This window comes from Enterococcus sp. AZ095a, assembly GCF_050546735.1.
Lineage (GTDB): Bacteria > Bacillota > Bacilli > Lactobacillales > Enterococcaceae > Enterococcus_D > Enterococcus_D entomosocium.
On record NZ_CP172953.1, the window covers coordinates 966,262 to 985,173 of the forward strand.

General features: G+C 44.8%; 15 protein-coding genes. 3 read left to right on the plus strand and 12 right to left on the minus strand.

Going from position 1 to position 18,912, the window contains the following annotated elements; translation table 11 throughout:
- The first annotated feature begins 57 nt into the window (after positions 1 to 57).
- Both gltB and IGJ26_RS04345 read left to right on the plus strand, forming a co-directional pair.
- Positions 58 to 4,563: a glutamate synthase large subunit gene (gene gltB / locus IGJ26_RS04340; protein ID WP_430599893.1), complete on the plus strand. Its 4,506-nt coding sequence runs from the start codon at positions 58 to 60 to the stop codon at positions 4,561 to 4,563.
- A 1-nt stretch (position 4,564) separates the two neighbouring features.
- Positions 4,565 to 6,004: a glutamate synthase subunit beta gene (locus IGJ26_RS04345; RefSeq protein ID WP_430599894.1), complete on the plus strand. Its 1,440-nt coding sequence runs from the start codon at positions 4,565 to 4,567 to the stop codon at positions 6,002 to 6,004.
- A gap of 83 nt (positions 6,005 to 6,087) precedes the next feature.
- Here IGJ26_RS04345 and vanS read toward each other — a convergent pair whose 3' ends face one another.
- From vanS to IGJ26_RS04400, 11 genes are all read right to left on the minus strand, one after another.
- Positions 6,088 to 7,218 (minus strand): vancomycin resistance histidine kinase VanS, encoded by a 1,131-nt coding sequence (gene vanS / locus IGJ26_RS04350; RefSeq protein WP_034872467.1) that lies wholly within the window; start codon positions 7,216 to 7,218, stop codon positions 6,088 to 6,090.
- Positions 7,208 to 7,903: a vancomycin resistance response regulator transcription factor VanR-C gene (vanR-C, locus tag IGJ26_RS04355; RefSeq protein ID WP_034872470.1), complete on the minus strand. Its 696-nt coding sequence runs from the start codon at positions 7,901 to 7,903 to the stop codon at positions 7,208 to 7,210. The genes vanS and vanR-C overlap by 11 nt, the downstream gene beginning before the upstream one ends.
- A 98-nt stretch (positions 7,904 to 8,001) precedes the next feature.
- On the minus strand, positions 8,002 to 10,104 hold the full coding sequence (vanT, locus tag IGJ26_RS04360) for a membrane-bound serine racemase VanT (RefSeq protein WP_194199609.1): 2,103 nt from the start codon (positions 10,102 to 10,104) through the stop codon (positions 8,002 to 8,004).
- A complete protein-coding gene (vanXY, locus tag IGJ26_RS04365) occupies positions 10,101 to 10,673 on the minus strand; it encodes a D,D-carboxypeptidase/D,D-dipeptidase VanXY (protein ID WP_194188533.1) in 573 nt (190 codons plus the stop codon). The genes vanT and vanXY overlap by 4 nt, the downstream gene beginning before the upstream one ends.
- Positions 10,670 to 11,722 carry a D-alanine--D-serine ligase VanC gene (gene vanC, locus IGJ26_RS04370; RefSeq protein ID WP_194188534.1) on the minus strand — a complete coding sequence of 351 codons (1,053 nt, stop codon included), beginning with the start codon at positions 11,720 to 11,722 and terminating at the stop codon, positions 10,670 to 10,672. Before vanC ends, vanXY begins: the two co-directional genes overlap by 4 nt.
- 345 nt (positions 11,723 to 12,067) lie before the next feature.
- Positions 12,068 to 12,613, minus strand: a complete 546-nt coding sequence (locus IGJ26_RS04375; protein WP_194188535.1) for a TIGR01440 family protein — start codon at positions 12,611 to 12,613, stop codon at positions 12,068 to 12,070.
- Between the two features lie 5 nt (positions 12,614 to 12,618).
- Positions 12,619 to 13,098: an ECF transporter S component gene (locus IGJ26_RS04380; RefSeq protein ID WP_005237264.1), complete on the minus strand. Its 480-nt coding sequence runs from the start codon at positions 13,096 to 13,098 to the stop codon at positions 12,619 to 12,621.
- Entirely contained in the window at positions 13,095 to 13,883 is a 789-nt protein-coding gene (locus tag IGJ26_RS04385; protein ID WP_194188536.1) for a bifunctional hydroxymethylpyrimidine kinase/phosphomethylpyrimidine kinase, read from the minus strand. Before IGJ26_RS04385 ends, IGJ26_RS04380 begins: the two co-directional genes overlap by 4 nt.
- 103 nt (positions 13,884 to 13,986) lie before the next feature.
- A complete protein-coding gene (gene zwf / locus IGJ26_RS04390; protein WP_008377369.1) occupies positions 13,987 to 15,513 on the minus strand; it encodes a glucose-6-phosphate dehydrogenase in 1,527 nt (508 codons plus the stop codon).
- A 9-nt stretch (positions 15,514 to 15,522) separates the two neighbouring features.
- Positions 15,523 to 16,170, minus strand: coding sequence for a metal-dependent transcriptional regulator (locus IGJ26_RS04395; protein ID WP_194188537.1), 648 nt, complete (start codon positions 16,168 to 16,170; stop codon positions 15,523 to 15,525).
- Between the two features lie 142 nt (positions 16,171 to 16,312).
- On the minus strand, positions 16,313 to 17,548 hold the full coding sequence (locus IGJ26_RS04400; RefSeq protein ID WP_005237260.1) for an aminopeptidase: 1,236 nt from the start codon (positions 17,546 to 17,548) through the stop codon (positions 16,313 to 16,315).
- 231 nt (positions 17,549 to 17,779) lie between these two features.
- Here IGJ26_RS04400 and IGJ26_RS04405 point away from each other — a divergent pair, with 231 nt between their 5' ends.
- A complete protein-coding gene (locus tag IGJ26_RS04405) occupies positions 17,780 to 18,355 on the plus strand; it encodes a TetR/AcrR family transcriptional regulator (RefSeq protein ID WP_005228861.1) in 576 nt (191 codons plus the stop codon).
- 54 nt (positions 18,356 to 18,409) lie between these two features.
- On the opposite strand, the gene IGJ26_RS04410 is transcribed toward IGJ26_RS04405, so the two are convergent.
- Complete coding sequence (locus tag IGJ26_RS04410) at positions 18,410 to 18,856, minus strand: flavodoxin (protein WP_005237258.1); 447 nt, start codon at positions 18,854 to 18,856, stop codon at positions 18,410 to 18,412.
- Positions 18,857 to 18,912 lie beyond the last annotated feature (56 nt).

Sequence of the window (18,912 nt, forward strand, 5' to 3'; positions counted from 1 at the left end):
AGGTTGTAAACTGTTAAAAATCGGAATATTCAGAATATTGAAAGAAAGTGTGATTCCATGAGTGATTTAGAGATGATGAGGAAAACGAACCAAATGATGTACGATGCCGCTTTTGAAAAAGATGCTTGTGGGATGGGCTTTATTGCACAAAAAGATGGTCGCTATTCTCGAGAACTTGTGCAAAATGCCTTAACAATGTTAGAACGGATGAACCACCGAGGGGGAACTGGCGCTGAACCTGACACAGGTGACGGAGCTGGAATTTTGATGGCGATGCCTGACCCATTTTTTCAACAGCGAGCAAAAGAGGCCGAAATCCCATTGCCTGAAAAAGGCGCCTATGCTGTTGGGATGTTTTTTTTACCGAAAGAAAAGCTCCGAGCAGCACAGGTCCAAGAAGAAGTAGTCAAAGATATTCAACAAATGGGTTTTACGGTTTTATGGCAACGAGATGTGCCTTATGATTATTATCAATGTGGGCCAGGGGCTCAAAAAGTCATGCCCTCATTTGTGCAAGTCTTTATTGAAAAACCTGTCGATGTAGCTGCAGGTCGTCCCTTTGAAGATCAGCTTTATCGGTTACGGCGAAAACTGGAAAAAACGTATCATACCGATGAGCTGTCTATCTGCAGCTTATCTAGTAAGACAGTTGTTTATAAAGGGATGCTGCATGCCTATCAAGTTGGCTTGTTTTTCAAAGATCTTCAAAGCCCAGAAATGACTTCGAGTATTGCTTTGACCCATTCTCGTTTTTCAACGAATACCTTTCCAAGCTGGAGTCGGGCGCAACCTTTTCGTTTCTTAGCCCATAATGGCGAAATCAACACGTTACGCGGGGCAGAAAATTGGATGCATGGACATCAAATCGAAGTCTATGATGATGAAAATTCTGATTCGGCGAAACTAGAAAATTGTATGGAATATTTGTACCGTCAAGGGCGAGATATTCCTCAAGCACTGTTGATGATGGTGCCAGAAGCGTGGTCCAAAGAAGCTGGATTGTCACCGGAGCTGACGGCTTTTAATGAGTACAACGCAAGCTTTATGGCTCCTTGGGATGGACCGGCAGCTTTATGTTTTACAGATGGGGATTTGGTAGGGGCTGCACTCGATCGAAATGGGTTACGGCCATCTCGCTACTCGATCACGAAAACTGGTTTTGTGGTCGTGGCCTCTGAGTCAGGCGTTGTGGATCTTCCAGCATCGGAAGTGATTGAAAAAGGGGTGCTTGGACCAGCAAATATGTTTTTGGTGGATACCAAAAAAGGGGTGATCTTACGCAATCAAGAAATCAAAGCGCATTATGCGAATGCCCATCCTTACCAGGAGTGGCTAGCGGATCACTTATTGACACCAGAGCTGCTTCCTGAGACTGAGAAGCAGGAGGAAACAGCAGATGATGCGATCCAGACCCTTTGGAAACGAAATGGTTACACGGATGAGATCATTCGCACGTTGATTTTACCAATGGCTCAAACGGGAGAAGAACCAGTGATCTCCATGGGGTTTGATTCACCCTTAGCTATTTTGAGCGAACGTCCCCAATCCTTGTTTACGTACTTCAAGCAACAATTCGCCCAAGTGACCAATCCGCCAATCGATGCGATTCGCGAAAAATTGGTGATCGGTACCGAGCTGTTTTTAGGTCGAGATGGGGATGTTTCAAAGGACATTCGAATCAATTGTAATAAGCTGAAGATTGCTAGTCCGATGTTAAAAACGAGTGAATATGAAAAAATCAAACAGTTAGATCAAAATGGTCAAAAAGCGGCTTTACAGTCGATTCTTTATGATTATGTACCAGAAAACGGGGCAGCTTTGCAACAAGCGTTAGAAGCGCTTTTTAAAGAGACGGAGCAAAAAATCGATTCTGGGGCAACGATCGTCATTTTAAGTGATCGGGAAGTCATCCAAGCGCAAGAAGGAAAAGTGGCGATTCCGATTCTCTTGGCGGTATCAGGTCTGCACAATTACTTGGTGCGAAAAGGCAAACGTTCCTTGGCATCAATCGTTGCGGATACTGCGGAAGTCTGTGAGGTCCATCATTATGCCATGTTAGTCGGCTACGGAGTAAGTGGGGTCCACCCTTATGGGGCTTACCAGACATTGGCGCATTTTGAGCTTTCAGAGAAGATCGAAAGTTACCGTAAAGCATGTGAAAAGGGCATTGTCAAAATCATGTCACGAATGGGGATTTCAACGATCGCCGGTTACCATGGGGCGCAATTGTTTGAAGCGGTTGGTATCTCTGAGAAAGTCATCTCCGAATACTTTACCGGCACGGTTACTCGTATCGGTGGACTTTCATTAGCGCAAATCGAGCAAGAATACTTAATGCGTTATGAAACGGCGTATGGCGAGAAACGCGTGGATTATCTTGATTCGGGCGGTAGTTTCCAATACAAAGCCGACGGGGAACATCATCTGTTCAATCCAAAAACGATCTATGGGTTTCAAAAAGCTGTTCGTACAGGCAGCTATGCGCTTTATAAAGAATATGCGGCGGAGATGAACCAAGACGCGTTAGAGAATCCAACGACCCTCCGTTCTATGTGGACTTTTGGGAACACGAGACGCAGTATTCCTTTAGCTGAGGTGGAACCTGTTGAAACGATCGTCAAACGGTTTAAAGTCGGTGCGATGTCTTACGGCTCTCTAAGTGAAGAGGCGCATCGCTGTATTGCTGAAGGGATGAATGCGATCGGTGCAAAATCCAACAGTGGAGAAGGTGGAGAAAATCGGAATCGTTTCAAACCAGTGAAGGGCATTAACTATAACAGTCGTATCAAACAAGTTGCTTCTGGCCGTTTTGGTGTCAATGCCGAATATTTAATGAGTGCGGACGAACTCCAAATCAAAATGGCCCAAGGGGCAAAACCTGGTGAAGGTGGTCAATTGCCAGGCAACAAAGTCTTCCCATGGGTAGCGGAGATTCGTGGCTCAACACCTGGTGTCCGACTGATTTCGCCGCCACCACATCACGACATTTATTCGATTGAAGATCTAGCCCAGCTGATCTATGACTTAAAAGCAATCAACCCGTATGCCCGCATCAATGTCAAATTGGTTTCTAGTACAGGTGTGGGTACGATCGCTACCGGTGTCGTCAAAGCCGGCGCAGACGTAGTCGTGATCTCAGGCTATGACGGTGGGACCGGTGCTTCTCCGAGAAATTCGATTCGGGATGCTGGCTTGCCTTGGGAGATGGGGCTTGCAGAAGCCCATCAAACGTTAGCTATGAATCATTTGCGGCAGCGAATGACCTTAGAGACAGATGGAAAATTGATGACGGGGCGTGACATCGCCATTGCTGCTCTTTTAGGAGCAGAAGAATATAGCTTTGCCTCTTTAGCGCTAGTTGCGATTGGTTGTGTCATGATGCGAGTTTGCAGTATCAATACATGTCCTGTCGGCATTGCTACACAGAACCCAGCTTTGCGCAAATTTTTCGCAGGGAAACCTGAGCACATCATCAATACGATGTACTTTTTAGCAGAAGATTTACGGGAAACGATGGCCGAGCTAGGGTTTCGCACGATTGATGAGATGGTAGGACACGCGGAATTGTTGACACCACGCTTCGTTGCCAAAGGCAAAGCAAAATCATTAGACTTTTCCAGAATGATTGGAACGACGATCCCGATCGAACGCAAAGTGAAGGACCCATTCCTTGAGAAACGACAATGGCCAGAATTAGACGCTTTTGCCCAAGCAGCCATCGACAACAATCAAGAAATCGTTATGAATCATACGATCAATAATGTTCAACGTTCAGTCGGCGCTCGTTTAGGGGGCTGGATCGCAGAACGCTTTGGCAATTACGAAGTAACACCAGGCTTGTTGCAGTTTACGTACCGCGGCATTGCTGGACAAAGTTTTGGGGCGTTTGCCACCCAGGGAATCCAGTTGAAACTGATTGGCGAGGCCAACGATTATGTAGCCAAAGGATTGAGTGGTGCCCGTTTGATCATTGTGCCGCCTGAAGATGCTGCTTACGATGCAGAGCATTCACCGATTGTCGGTAATGTTGCTTGTTTCGGGGCGAATCGTGGTGAAGGCTATTTCCGCGGCATTGCTGGCGAACGCTTTTGTGTCCGTAACAGTGGAGCCAAAGTCGTTGTCGAAGGCGTTGGTGACCATGGCTGTGAGTACATGACTGGCGGTGTCGTGGTAATTTTAGGAAAAACCGGTCGCAACTTCGGTGCTGGAATGTCCGGTGGCGTGGCGTATGTTTACGATCCCGATCAAACCTTTGCTGATAAATGCAATCGGGAAATGGTTGATTTGTACCGGATTGGTGAAAGCGGTGATGACCACCAGTTGAAGGAGATGATCCAGCAGCATTTTGCCTATACGGATTCATTGAAGGCGGCTGAGATTTTAGAAGATTGGGAAAATCAGCAACAACATTTCATCAAAGTCTATCCGACAGAATACCATCAGATGATCCAAGCGACGGAGACCTTGGCTGAGCAAGGATTTATCGGGGAGGAACTTGTGACGAAAGCCTTCGAAGCTGTCGTCGGTCCACAATTGACCATCCCAGGAAAGGAGCGTGACTAATATGGCAGATCCATTTGGTTTTTTAAAGTACCCAAGAGTAGAAAATCCTACCCGACCGGTTTCAGAACGTATCGAAGACTGGCAAGAATTACAGATGCCATTGCCTGAAAATGAGCGTCAAGAGCAAGCGGCACGCTGTATGAATTGCGGGATCCCATTTTGTCATACGGGTTCTTTTTACGGCGGTCAACGGGCGGTTTCAGGTTGTCCCAATGACAACCTGATTCCTGAATGGAATGATCTGGTTTATCAAGGGCGTTTCCAAGCCGCCTTTGAGCGTCTTGCCAAAACCAATCCATTACCGGAAATGACTGGACGTGTTTGTCCAGCTCCATGTGAAAAAGGCTGTACCGAGGCACTGAATGGCTCAGGTGTCACGATCCACGACAATGAACGCTTTATTATCGATACTGCTTTTGAAAACGATTGGGTCAAAGCCTCCGGGTTGCCTCAAGAAGCGACTGGTTTCAAGGTGGCAATCGTTGGTAGCGGACCGGCTGGTTTATCTGCTGCTTGGCGCTTGAATCAACTAGGACATCGAGTGACGGTCTATGAACGCAGTGATCGCTTTGGCGGTTTACTGATGTATGGTATTCCAAATATGAAATTAGATAAAGATGTTGTGCAGCGACGTATTGACTTGATGGCAGAGCTAGGCGTGACCTTTGTCGCTAATACGGAGATCGGTCGTGACTTGTCAGCAGAAGAATTATCCGCTCAGTATGATCGGGTCATTTTGGCAACAGGAGCTAGCGTTCCTCGTGACTTGAAGATTCCAGGTCGTGAATTGACTGGGGTGCAATTTGCAGTCGATTATCTGACGGAAGCAACCAAAGATGTCTTAAAGCATGGCAAAGCGGCAACAAGTAAAAAACTTGCTGGCAAGCACGTCGTCGTGATTGGCGGCGGCGACACTGGAAATGACTGTATTGGTTCAGCGATTCGGCAAGGAGCCGCTTCTGTGCGTCAATTGGAGATCACGCCCCAACTGCCATTGACACGTACCGACAGCAATCCCTGGCCTGAATACCCAATGACAGCCCGCACAGGATATGGGCAAGAAGAAGCGGCTGAAGTCCTGCAAACACAAGTGACGTATCATGGGGTGTCCACAACAGCCTTTATCGGCGCCGAACGCGGCCAGTTGATCGCCATCGAAACGGTCTCAGTAGATCAACAGTTTCAGCCGATCCCTGGCACAGAGCAAGTGATCAAGGCGGATTTGGTTTTGTTGGCAATGGGCTTTGTTGGTGCAGAGACCCAACTCTTCGATGCCTTTGGTGTGCGAGAAGTGTACGATGATTACACGACGAACAATGAACGAGTGTTAGTCGCAGGAGATGCTAAAAGAGGACCGAGTTTAGTCATCTGGGGGATTCGCGAAGGACGCTTAGCGGCAGAAAAAGTCGATCAAGCGTTACGATCATTGGTGTATCAATAAGCAATCAATAAAAAACAACCTGAGCAGCTCTTCCTCCCTCTGAATTAGAAGGGGAACAGCGAAATGCTCAGGTTGTTTGCCTGTTAAGCAGTTGGTTCAGATGGATGGGGCTTTGACCGCTGTTCATTTTTTTCCATTGCTGCCTTCGGTAGGCGAATCGAAAAGACGATGGTTTCGTCACGGCTTTCCGCCCAGATTTTTCCACCTAATGCTTCAACGATTTCTTTGGCGATCGGCAGCCCCAGACCGGTCCCACCCGTCGCCGTTGCTCGGGAAGCGTCCATGCGGTAAAAAGGCTCAAAAATCAAGCCAATCTTTTCAGCAGGGATCGTTTTTCCATGATTGGTCAAACGAATCAGGATATCATCAGAGGCACTGATGGCTAAATGCAAGGGGGAATCGGCATAACTATAATTGATGGCATTGCGGATCAAGTTATCAAAGACGCGTTCCATCTTCTCTGTATCGACAGTCGCATAGACTTTTTTCTGTAGCTGCAGTTGCCAATGAAGGTTCTTTTCTTCTAGCAGCGGTAAAAATTCGAACGTCAACTGTTCTAGCATCAAGCTAAGATCCGTGGTTTCGGTCTGTAAGGCGATCGTTGTAAGATTAAAACGAGTGATTTCGAAAAATTCGCTGATCAATAATTCTAGCCGCTGGGCTTTTTGCAAGGCGATCTTGGTATAGCGTGCGCGTAGTTCGGAAGAAAGCTGCGGTTCTTCTTCTAGAAGTGTCAAATAGCCGATCACACTGGTCAAAGGTGTGCGTAAATCATGTGCGAGATAGACGATCAAATCATTTTTCCGCTGCTCTGCTTCTTTGGCAGCTCGTTGATCCTGTAGGTTTTTTTCCCGCAACTGGTTCATTTCTTCTTGCACGTCGATCAGATTGCTGGAAAGAACGATTCGCTTCGTAGGTTCAGCAATCAATTGATTCGTGGCTTGAATCGTTTCATTCAAATAGCTGATGGCTTTACTCATATAATAAATCGTTGTGCTCACCCAAATCAGCAAGGCACCGATCGCTAGACAGACGAGCCAATAATCAGCAAAAAGCCGTAATATTTGATAAATGGGCTCATAGCCGTACCAAACCCTCAATCCTGCTACAAAGCGAACAGTTAAAGGGATCAGAATCAAAAGGAGCATTAAAACACCTGTGGTGATAAAGTATTGAGTCAAAAGTTTCCGGATCAATGGACTTCTATTTTTCAATGATATAGCCGACCCCCCATACAGTTTTGATTAATTTCGGTTTGCGGGGTTGTTCGTTTAGCTTTTCCCGCAGACGGGCAATATGTGCCATCACTGTGTTATTGTTGTCTAAATATTTTTCTTTCCAGACTGCTTCAAAAAGGGTTTCCGAGGCAACGACCGATCCTTGGTGTTCAAATAAGTAAAGCAGGATTTTAAATTCGATGGGGGTCAAGAAAACCTCTTTGCCATAAAGAAAACATTGGTGACTGTTGATTTTCAACAGTAAGCCTTCCTTTTCGTATTCTTCAATCTTCTGCGGAACAGCTGACTGATTGTATCGTTGGTATCGCCGTAGTTGCGTTTTGACCCGAGCAACAACTTCTAATGGATTGAAGGGTTTCGTCACATAATCATCTGCACCTAGACTTAGACCGGTAATTTTATCCAGATCTTCTCCTTTGGCAGTGAGCATCAGTACTGGAAAAAAGTGGGTTTTGCGAATGGTCTGTAACAGCTGAAAGCCGTCGATATCCGGCAGCATCACATCTAAAACTGCCACATCGACTGTTTCTTTTTCGAGATAAGCCAAAGCACTCGTTCCATCATAAAAAGGTTCCACTTGAAAGCCTTCATTCCTTAGAAACGTCGTGACTAACTCGGCGATTTCTTTTTCATCATCAACAACAATTATTTTTTCTGCCATCCTTGATTCACTCCAACTATCTACGATCTTTTTTCATTTAAACTACCATTTACTCTACCCACATCATACCGTAATCGGTAAGCGAATGCATTCGTTTTCTACTTTGACATTGAAGGGACGCGGGAACCTAGTCGACTGATCAATTCATTGGGAATGGTTTGTGCTTGATCAGCTGTATTCGTCCAATCGCTGATTACTTCTAACCAACTTTCGAGCGCCAGTTCTGGATAGTCCGTTAAATCGATCAAGAGCATATCCATACAAATCAACCCAACCTGCGGGAGTAAAACCCCTTGATAAGACAATTGGAATCCTTGATTTGATAGGGCACGGGGGACTCCGTCACAGTAGCCGATACTAACGATCCCAATCATGGTAGGTCGATCAAAAACAGTGGCTAGTCCATAGCCGATCGCTTCACCAGCGGCGACTGTTTTTTTGTCCACTAGTAAGGCTTTTAGGGTCAGAATCGGCTGTACGTTTATCTTCTGTTTTGTTGGTTCATTCGGGACACTCAGGGAACCAGTTAAAAGAATACCCGGGCGCACATAATCATACTGTTTCTCTGGATAATTCAATATTCCGTAACTGCTTTGCAGATGCGTCAGACCATAGGCGATATTTCTAGCGGATAAGCCAGCCAATAGATCATCAAAACAAATGATTTGGGCTTGTGTCCGTAAGATACTTGCCGTATCTAGCTGATCTGAAGAGCCTAGATGGGAAAAAATGCCTGTGATCTTGAGGGATGGCAAGGCATAAAGCCTTCTAACTGTTTCAAGGTCAGGGGCAACGCCTAGACGATGCATGCCGGTATCTACCGCTAAATGGCATTCGATTGGAAGGCCTGTTCGGGCTAACGCTTGTCCATGCGCTTCACTGACGATAGTTTGAATTAAGGAATAATGTTTCAGCACTTTGGCACGTTGGGCAGAAGTGTACCCTAAAATCAGTAAGCGACTTTTAATGCCAGCTCGCCGTAATTCGATGGCTTCTTCTATGGTGGCAACAGCAAAAAAATCGACGCCTACTCTTTCCAAGGTACGAGCGACCAATTGCGCATCGCAACCATAGGCATCTGCTTTAACCACCGCCATCACTTTTGTTTTTGCGGGGATCAATCGCTTGATTTCCTGCAAGTTGTGCAACAGGGCGGGGGCTGAGAATTCTTTGGCTGCCCGCTGCAAGTGGAGCGGCGTTTTTTTCGGAAACGGCAACAGCTTTTGCAAAGCAAAGAGACCATGCACCACCCCAATGGTCAGTCCTAAGACCACCAAGAAATTGATCAGATTGTTTTGCAGCAAGGGTAGCTTTTGACTAAGAAAATGGGTTACTGCAATGGTATAAGGATGGAGCAAATAGAGCCAAAGGGACAGACGACCCGCTTGTTTCCAGATCATGGGTGCTTGCCATTGCTGAATGATCGGAAATAAAAACAAGAGAACGAAGGGCAAAAAGACATACATGCTGTCATGTTTCGGCGTGGTAAAGTGATGCAAAAGATAACTTTCCAAAAGCAAGCAAATAAGACTAATCATCAGATAACTATAGCGATGGGGAGAAGCAGGTTTTTTGGCAAATCTTCTGGCTAGTACCCCTAAGATCAAAAATAAGGGAGCAAAAAAAATGCCGTTGCGAGTTCCATCCAATAGTTGGAAAATCAGTGAATAGAGTGGCGTGATGGGTGTTTGTGCAGCCAGGCCAGACCAACTGTCCCCACCTAAACCAACCACATACAAACCGACAGCAATGAAAAACACCTGCTTGAAAGAAAGCCGTGTCAAGAGGCCCATCACTAGTAGACCGCCGGTAATGATCGCAGGAAAATACCAAAGATGGTAAAGAATGCCGTTGACTAGCAAAGTTTGAATAAAAGTGTCTAGTGGCATGTTCAATCCTAGTATGCCGCTGTACCAAGCAAGCGGCAAAAAGAGCAGTGTGGCAATGAGATAGACTTGCAGCTGTTTTTTGATAAATAACCAGATACGTTGTCTGGCAGGATAGCTGTTTTGGGTGGCTAAATCACTGAACACATAATACCCGCTGATCATAAAAAAGAAGGGGACGGCGATTCTGAAAAGAGTCAATGTGATCAGGATATCACCATTGGGCCACAATCGATGAAGGGGCAGACAGTGGATCGCCACCACCATCATCGCTAAAATCACCCGAAACTGCTCAATTCCTTGATTCTTCTTCATGCGAACTGCCTCGCGGTTTGTTCAAGATATTGATAGTATTCTTCCAATGTCCACTGTTGACTGGCGATGATTTGACTATGAGGCAGACCGACATAACGAAAATGCCATGGTTCATAGCCAATCCCTGTAGTCTCCTGTTTGTCTGCGGGATAGCGTAAAATAAATCCGTAGTTCATCATTTCCTGTGTAAATAAATCCGCCGCTGCGCTGTCACGAAACCGTGGGCAGATCAAATCACCTTGCTGGGCTTTTAAACCAACATCGATCGCTAAGCCTAACTGATGCTCGCTGCAGCCGGGCAACGCCACAAATTGTTTCGTATAGGCTAATCCATTTTCTTTTAAGGAATATTCCCATAAATGCCGTTGCTGCTTTTCGGTTCGATAGCCGTCTAATAAGCAGATCTCGTTTTCAAGTTTTAAGGCTTTGACGAGGCGTTCCCATTGTTTGGCTGCTTCAGGCTGCAAGTAAACTTCTTCTTCACTAAAAGCAGCAAGGACGAGGTGGGGCGGCTCTTGGTTTTTTTCTAATGGAAACTCTTTGCTAACTAACTGTAGATAGGGATTCATTTGCCTTCCTCCTTTGCTAAGACAAGCAGTTTTTGTAGTAGTTCTTGATAGGATAAGCCGATTGCTGCCATCATGGCAGGATAGCGGGAGTGACTCGTAAAGCCCGGCATAGTATTGATTTCATTCAAGTATAGTTCTCCTTGATCCGTGACAAAAAAGTCGATGCGAGCAAGTCCTTTAAGACCAAGACTGTGATAGAGCAGCTGAGCTTGTTCTTTGACCTTGGTTTCAATCGTTTCAGGCAATGGTGCAGGAACGGTGATCTTGGCGCTAATCAACTGGTACTTTTCTTCAAAATCGAAAAAGCCTTCTACTAATGAAATAGCGTCACAAGCACCGACAGTCAAAGAGTCGTTGCCCAAGATACCGCAACCAATCTCAACGCCAGCTATATTTTTTTGTAAGAGCACTGCGGAACAATAAGCGAAGGCTTCCTTCAAGGCAGGAGCAATTTCTTCGACACAAGTCACTTTTGTGATCCCTTTTGAGGAGCCAGCTTCATTAGGCTTAAAGAAAACCGGAAAGCCATGGGTCTGGATAAAGGCTTCGATTTGTCTTTGCTGGTTGTCTTGATTTGTCAAGAGAATCGTAGGAGCACTTTGTACGCCAATGGCTGCTGCAGCTTGATGCAGCAGCCATTTGTTCATACATAAGGCAGAGGCTGCCACCCCGCAGCCTACATAAGGCAGCTTCATCAATTCAAACAATCCTTGGATACTGCCATCTTCCCCGTATTTGCCATGCATAATGGGAAATAAAACATCAGGTACCAACGTTTGCTGCTCTTCACTTAGCCAAAAGCCGTTTCCTTCAAAAAGCGGCTGGATTTTCTGTTTATGTTTCGTATCCAACAGCCACGTGTCTTGTCGGATGTTTTCCAGTTCTCCTGTATACAAATACCAATCCATAGCATCTGGGGCGATCCCGATCAAAGAGAGGTCATAGTCATCGGGAGATGATTGGAGTGCTTCGATTGCGCTAGTTGCTGAGGCTAAAGAAACGGCGTACTCCGGTGAATTGCCTCCAAAAATAATGGCGATTTTTTTCATATTTTTCTTCCTTCCACTTTTCGATTCTTGCTACATTCAGTCTATCAAGGAAAGAAAAAAGAAATTTACGGGCTTACTGGTATCTTTCTTTTCTTTTTGTGATGAAATTGTGACGAATTTATGACAAAAGGAAGGCGACAGCTGTCGCTCTTTTTACGCAAGAAAGGAAACAGAATTTGAAGTAGAAAAAGCTGCCATAAGATGGAGCGGAGAAAATAGTGAAAGGAGAGCACATTTAAGGAAGGAAAGGAGAGGCAATAGCAGGAACGTTGACACAAAAAAAGCACGCCGAAGCATGCTTTTTCCTTTTGAAGATGGTTTTTCGCTCATTATACGATTCGCTTATTATGCGTAATGAGCACGAGGACCACCGATATATTTGGGCCGTGATCCCAGAGCTGTGACATGGGCAGCGCCAAGGGTCTTGATAGAGGGACGGATCGGGATTTGAACATGTTTGACATGCATGCCGATCGCTGTGTCACCAATATCGATGCCAGCTTTTGCCACTATGTGCTCCACTTCAATAGGCTCATCGAACAGCTGGAAAGCCGCAACTGAGCAAGCCCCGCCTGCATGCAGCTGGGGCACTACAGCGACTTCTTCTAAGTGATAGAGCTGAGCCGTTTCACGCTCAACGGCTAAAGCCCGATTGAGGTGTTCACAGCCTTGAACGGCTAAATGAATATTTTTGGGACGCAAGATCGCTCGTAGTGTTTCAACGATAACCATGCCTACTTCTTGACTGGAATTTTTGCCAATCAAGCCACCAACCACTTCACTTGTTGAACAGCCGAGAACAAAAAGATCATTTTCATCAACGTTCGCTGTCGTAATGACTTCTTCAACGATCGTAGTTAAATCCGTTTTTAATTGATTGATATCTGTCATGAGAATCACCTTTCATTTAAAGAAAACTTTTTCGTGCGGCGTAAGGCATGGGTCAGCGGTAAAGCAACGATGCTGCCAAAGACCGTTTGGATCAAATTACTTGGAACTGAGGCGATCCCTGCCCCTAAACCGAATAGTAAAACTGTTGCTGCTGCATAGCCGGCAATCATGATCAAGCTGCCAACAATAACGGCTGCTAGTGGTCGATGGTTCATTCTACCCACGATCCAGCCTTGTACACCATGGATCACAATGGAAAAGAAGGCCCATTCAGGATAGCCTGATAGAAAATCAATGATGCCACCGCTCATTCCGCCTACGAAGGCCCCGGCGCTAGGTCCGAACAAAAGGGCCGAGATATAGATCCCTGCTTCACATAAGGTCACAAAGCCCTTCGTTTGTGGAACAGGAATGATAAAGGTCAAAGAAAGTGCACAGGTAAGTGCCGTCAGCATAGCGATCATGGTTAGGTTTCTTACTTTCATTGGTGTTCCTCCTTTTTAAAATAAGCGAGCTGATTGACGTTGCCAGAGGTTCCTAAAGGCAGACCGTCTTCGATCCCTGCCCAAACAAATGCTTTTGCAGTTTGAACAGCTGTTTCCAATGAAGTGCCTTTGGCAAGTAAAGCGGCAATCGCCGATGAAAGGGTACACCCAGCACCGTTGGTAGTCGTTCGGGTACTTTTTTCTGCTTCGAAAACAGTATATTGCCCAGAGTGGTATAAAAGGTCGTAGGCTTTTTCTCCAGTTAGTCGACTGCCACCTTTGATCAGGACATTTGGGGCACCCAATGCATGGATTTTTTTTGCCGCGGTTTTCATTTCCGCCAACGTCGTAATGGTTTGACCAGAGAGGTGCTGAGCTTCGAGTAGATTAGGTGTTACTAATGCTGTGTAAGGAAACAATGAGATCAATCCTGCTTGATAGGAGTGGTTAAAGGCAGTATCTCCTTCTTTAAAGGCAAGAACTGGATCGAGCACGATCGGTCCGGTAAATGTTTGTAAAAAATCCCGCAGTAATTCAATGATGGCCGTTTGATGAAGCAGCCCGATTTTGATTGCATCTAGGGATACGACCGAGCGCAGTGAATCCAGCTGTGCTTGGATCACAGGCTCAGGGAGATCATGGAACATAAGATCATCCTTGATGGCGACCACACATGTTAATAGGGCATGGCCAAACACCCCGAATTCCTCAAATGTTTTCAAATCAGCCGTCATGCCGCCACCTGCCAAACTGTCGAGACCGGCGATCGATAAGACTTGTTTCATGTCTGCTGCTCCTTTCGTTTCTCATTTCTTTCTATTATAAACAGTTGGTAAAAAAGAAAAACGGCCAATTGGATGTTTTTTCCTCATCCAATTGACCATTTGCTTATTTTTCATTTAGTAAATCTCGCTCACGATACCATTCATCGGGGCGCCAGATCCATTCAAAACCATCGGCAGCTAAGAGATCATAGGCAGCTTGGGGTCCCATCGTTCCTGCGGCATAGTTTGGAAAATCAGGTGTTTCTTGGTCCCAAGCGTGACGGATCACATCAACGATGCGCCAAGATTGGGCAACTTCATCCCAATGGGTAAAGTTAGTGCCATCCCCATTCAAAGCATCTAAAATCAATTTTTCGTAGGCTTCAGGGGTGTTTTCGACGATTTCAGTACTATTCCGATAATCTAGCTTCACTGGCAATGTCTCAAACCCTTGGCCAATTTCTTTTCCATTCAAGGAAAGAGAGAAGCCTTCTGTCGGTTGAATGTAGATTGTCAGCACATTCGGTGCCAAACTCTCGTTTTGCTTTTGTTCATTCAGGTCTTGCTTAAAGACATTGACAGGGACTTGTTTAAAGACAATGTTGATTCGAGTGCCTTTTTCCGTCAAGCGTTTCCCGGTTCGTACATAGAAAGGTACGCCGGACCAGCGGAAGTTGTCGATCAAGAATTTTCCAGCAACGAAGGTTTCAGTTGCCGATTCTTCATCGACATTGGCTTCTTCTCGGTAGCCAGCAAATTCCTTATCTTCTAATTGCCCTTTGGCGTATTGACCACGAACGAAGTGTTGTTTCACTTCTTCTTCGGAGTAAATACGGATCGCATTTAAGGCTTTGATTTTTTCCGTCCGTAATTCTTTTTCAGAAAAAGCCACTGGCGGTTCCATGGCTAATAAGGAAAGGATCTGCAGAATATGGTTTTGGACCATATCTTTCAAGGCGCCGCTCTTATCATAATACCCACCGCGTTCTTCAACACCTAAGTTTTCTGCGATATTGATCTGAACATTGTCAATGTACCGATTGTTCCACATCGACTCAAAAATGTTATTGGCAAAACGAATCGCAGAAATGTTTTGGATCATTTCTTTTCCTAAATAATGATCGATCCGGTAGATTTCTTGCTCTGTAAAGACTTGATTGATCTCTTCATTCAATTCTTTTGCTGAGTCGTAGTCGCTTCCAAATGGTTTTTCGATGATCACTCGATGGTAGCCGTCAGTATCCAGCATTCCTTGTGATTTCAAGTGAGAAACGATCGTCCCAAAGAAATTAGGGGACATTGCTAAGTAAAAAATCTGATTGCCTTCTAAATGGTATTTCTGATCTAAGGTTTCCGCCAAATCCTTTAATGAATCATAATGACTCGTATCTGTTACATCATGTGATTGGTAGTAGAAATGAGAAGCGAATGTCTCTGCTTGCTCTTGTGAGTCGCTCAATTCTTTGATCGTACCTATTACTACTTCACGATAGTGTTCATCCGACCAAGGACGGCGAGCAGTACCGATGACTGCAAAATCTTCTTTCAAATCGCCTTTTTTGTACAACCGAAACAAAGAAGGGTATAGTTTGCGTTGGGCAAGGTCGCCCGTACCGCCAAAAATCGTAAAAAGGACCTTTTTTTCCATCATCTTCACTCCTTACAGTTTATCAACAAAAATCGTGCTGGCGGCTTTGTAGCTGACAGCAATTTCTTTTGTGTCATTTTTGATCGTAATCGGACCCTCGTATGCTGCCGCATCGATGATCTCGTATTCTTCATGAATATTCAATTGGATCGAAACAAGGTAATCCAGCAGTTCTCGTTCATCAAGGACACGGGCGATACGAATCTTGGTTCCTACCGGGTAGGAACTCATGGTTTTTTTTTCGCCTTCGTGAATGAGTTCTCCTTGTTCGGGGATCATTCCGCCATGTGGGCAATACCGAGGATGATCAAGGTAGGCTTCTAAGCGGCTCGCCAGTGTTTCCGAGGTGACGTGTTCTAAAACTTCTGCGTCATCATGAACTTCATTCCATGAGTAATGCAGGTGCTCCACAAGAAAGACTTCCCATAAACGATGCTTGCGGATCAGAGCACTTGCAGAAGCTAAACCAGTTTCAGTCAACTGTACCCCTTGATAAGGTGAATGTTCCACTAAGCCTTCTTTTAATAATTTTGAAATCATTTCACTTACTGAAGCTGCTGAGACGTCCAGACCTGACACGATTTGTTTGTTATTGATTTTCTTTTGGTCACCACCAAGCTCCAAGATGAGCTTTAAATAATCTTCACGATTTGGTGTCATCGGATCCATCCTCTCTTATCAAAGACTATCAAAGTAGATTTTATCAAAAAAGCCGGCTGATTACTACGAAAAAACCCGCCGGTTTCCAATATTCTATGTAAAAGAAGGCCGAGGGGAGCAACTCCACCTCAGCCTTTTTTTATTAAGCCCAGTCACCATTGCGAAAGACAGGAATCGTGGTGCCATCTTCTCTGATGCCATCGATGGACATTTGGTCAGAGCCAACCATGAAATCTACGTGGGTTTGGCTGCGGTTCAAACCAGCAGCTGCCAGTTCTTCTTCACTCATCTCAGTGCCGCCTTGCAAGCTGAAGGCATAAGCGGAGCCTAACGCTAAGTGGTTTGAGGCATTTTCATCGAACAACGTATTGAAGAAGATGATGCCGGATTGTGAGATAGGGGAAGGATCAGGAACTAATGCGACTTCACCTAAAGATTTTGCTCCTTCATCGATTGCTAGCAGTTTGCCTAACACTTCTTCGCCCTGTTCCGCAGAAAAGTCCACGACTTTGCCGTCTTTGAAGGTGAACTTCATCCCAGAGATGATGGTGCCTGCGTAGCTCAATGGTTTCGTACTTGAAATATAGCCATCAATGCGACGATTATCTGGGGCAGTAAAGACTTCTTCTGTTGGCATGTTCGCCATGAATTTTTCATTGCGGGTATTGTAACTGCCAGCACCTTCCCACAAGTGATTTTTAGGCAAACCGATGATCAAATCGGTACCCGGTGCTGTATAGTGTAATGCGCTGAATTGTTCTTTGTTCAATTCTTCAGCTTTAACTTGCAAGGTTTCATCGTGTTTTTTCCAAGCTGCGACAGGATCTTCTTCATAGATACGTGTCGTTTTGAAAATTTGATCCCAAAGCTTGTCTTGTGCTTCTTCAGGGGAAGCGTCAGGGAATACTTTTTGGGCCCAATCTTGACCAGCCGCCGCAACCACAGTCCAGCTGACTTTGTTGGCTTGTGTTGCTTGACGTAATTTCATCATCGCTTTACCAGAAGCAGCTTGGAAGGTTGCCACTCGGTCTGAGTCGACGCCCGCTAACGCATCGGGATTGGCAGAAACGACACTGATGCGGCTCGCACCTTTTTCAACCCAATCTTCTGTTTGGTCAATTTTGTGCTGAGGAATCGTAGACAAACGATCTTCGGCCGCATGAGTAAGAAATTCTTTTTGGATCTCATCGTCGGTCCATTGGACGATTACTTCGTCTGCACCTAATTCATACGCTTTTTTCGTTAATAGACGAGCTAAAGGTGCTTGGTCCACGGCGATTTGGATGACGATCGTGTGCCCTTTTTGGACATTTACGCCAACTTCAGTGATCAGTTGGGCATATTTTTCAAGGTTCTGATTAAAGTTTGGTAAAACCATTAAAATTCCTCCATTTATTCTAAATTTATAACTGTCTTCATGATAGCACTAAGTATTTTTGAAAACAAACGAAAAAGTGAGCAAAAAAACAGTGGTCTTCAAATTGAAAAACTGGAAACACTAAGGGCAATAATTTTAAAAGTTTTTTTGCAAACTTAAAAAAACATGATACAATAAGTAAAAGGTATTTCTGAAAGCGATGTATAGCAGAATTAAGGAGATTAAAAAATTATGGCAAGAAAGAAAACTATTACTAGAGACCAGATTTTAAAAGCTGCCTATGAAGTTGTCGCAACCGAAGGATTTACACGTTTTACCGCACGCAATATCGCAGCGAAGATGAAATGTTCAACGCAACCGATCTACTTAGAATTTAAAAATATGGATGACTTAAAAAATGCATTGATCAATCAGATTTACGACTACTTAGCGACAGAAGTTTTTCCAGTTGAAAGACGGGGAGATGTCATCGTTGACTTAACGCTAAATTATATTGGCTTTGCAAATAAAGAAAAACGATTATACCGAGCGCTATACTTAGAAGAGCATGGTGGTGGGGATTCCATGCAACAGTTTTCATTTGACCTTTTTGTGAAATCAGTGAAAAAAGAACCAAAATATCAAGATCTATCTGATGTAAAATTACAATCTTTGCACACCGGTGTCTGGATCGTCGCTACCGGCTTAGCGGCGTTGATGTCTTCGGGAATCATTCATCCGACAGAAGATCAGATTGCTAAGCTGATGACGGAAACCACCGATAATATTTTAGCAAGAGAAACACCCATCGATATCAGTTATCATTAAGCAAACAATAAACCTCTGACAGAATCAATTGATTTTGTCAGAGGTTTTCTTGTTTTATTCAGCGAATGCTTCTGCTAGTTTTTTGGCAAAGGCTTCTAAGTTTTGAATATCGTCTTCTTCTGCAGCCAAGTCAACTTTGACGCTGTCAGCTCCTTTTGTCGCACCAGTTTTGCTAAAGGCGGCTTCAAAGTCGTCAACGGATTTACAAAAGTCATCATAAAAAGTATCGCCGGAGCCGCAGACTCCAAAGATTTTTCCGCTTAAATCAAGTTCTTGCAAATCTTCATAAAAATCGACGATCTCATCCGGTAGCTCCCCGTCTCCATATGTATACGTTGCGACGATACAGATATCGGCATCTTCAAAGTCATCTGCATCCACTTGGGTACACTCATTCATTTCTACTTCCATGTCAAGATTTTCAAGGGCTTCAGAAACGATATCCGCAATTTCTTCCGTATTCCCCGTCATGCTTGCATAGACGATTTTTGCTAAAGCCATGGGCTTTTTCCTCCAATCTCATTCCTATTCTCAAGGAAAACTCTCTTACAGATTAT

What these genes read in the sequence shown, in the direction of transcription:
- IGJ26_RS04395 (WP_194188537.1), bottom strand. Translation starts at nt 16,170, where the DNA reads ATGACACCAAATCGTGAAGATTATTTAAAGCTCATCTTGGAGCTTGGT.
- IGJ26_RS04400 (WP_005237260.1), bottom strand. Translation starts at nt 17,548, where the DNA reads ATGGTTTTACCAAACTTTAATCAGAACCTTGAAAAATATGCCCAACTG.
- vanR-C (WP_034872470.1), bottom strand. Translation starts at nt 7,903, where the DNA reads ATGGCAGAAAAAATAATTGTTGTTGATGATGAAAAAGAAATCGCCGAG.
- zwf (WP_008377369.1), bottom strand. Translation starts at nt 15,513, where the DNA reads ATGATGGAAAAAAAGGTCCTTTTTACGATTTTTGGCGGTACGGGCGAC.
- IGJ26_RS04385 (WP_194188536.1), bottom strand. Translation starts at nt 13,883, where the DNA reads ATGAAACAAGTCTTATCGATCGCCGGTCTCGACAGTTTGGCAGGTGGC.
- IGJ26_RS04380 (WP_005237264.1), bottom strand. Translation starts at nt 13,098, where the DNA reads ATGAAAGTAAGAAACCTAACCATGATCGCTATGCTGACGGCACTTACC.
- vanC (WP_194188534.1), bottom strand. Translation starts at nt 11,722, where the DNA reads ATGAAAAAAATCGCCATTATTTTTGGAGGCAATTCACCGGAGTACGCC.
- IGJ26_RS04410 (WP_005237258.1), bottom strand. Translation starts at nt 18,856, where the DNA reads ATGGCTTTAGCAAAAATCGTCTATGCAAGCATGACGGGGAATACGGAA.
- vanT (WP_194199609.1), bottom strand. Translation starts at nt 10,104, where the DNA reads ATGAAGAAGAATCAAGGAATTGAGCAGTTTCGGGTGATTTTAGCGATG.
- IGJ26_RS04405 (WP_005228861.1), top strand. Translation starts at nt 17,780, where the DNA reads ATGGCAAGAAAGAAAACTATTACTAGAGACCAGATTTTAAAAGCTGCC.
- vanXY (WP_194188533.1), bottom strand. Translation starts at nt 10,673, where the DNA reads ATGAATCCCTATCTACAGTTAGTTAGCAAAGAGTTTCCATTAGAAAAA.
- IGJ26_RS04375 (WP_194188535.1), bottom strand. Translation starts at nt 12,613, where the DNA reads ATGACAGATATCAATCAATTAAAAACGGATTTAACTACGATCGTTGAA.
- gltB (WP_430599893.1), top strand. Translation starts at nt 58, where the DNA reads ATGAGTGATTTAGAGATGATGAGGAAAACGAACCAAATGATGTACGAT.
- IGJ26_RS04345 (WP_430599894.1), top strand. Translation starts at nt 4,565, where the DNA reads ATGGCAGATCCATTTGGTTTTTTAAAGTACCCAAGAGTAGAAAATCCT.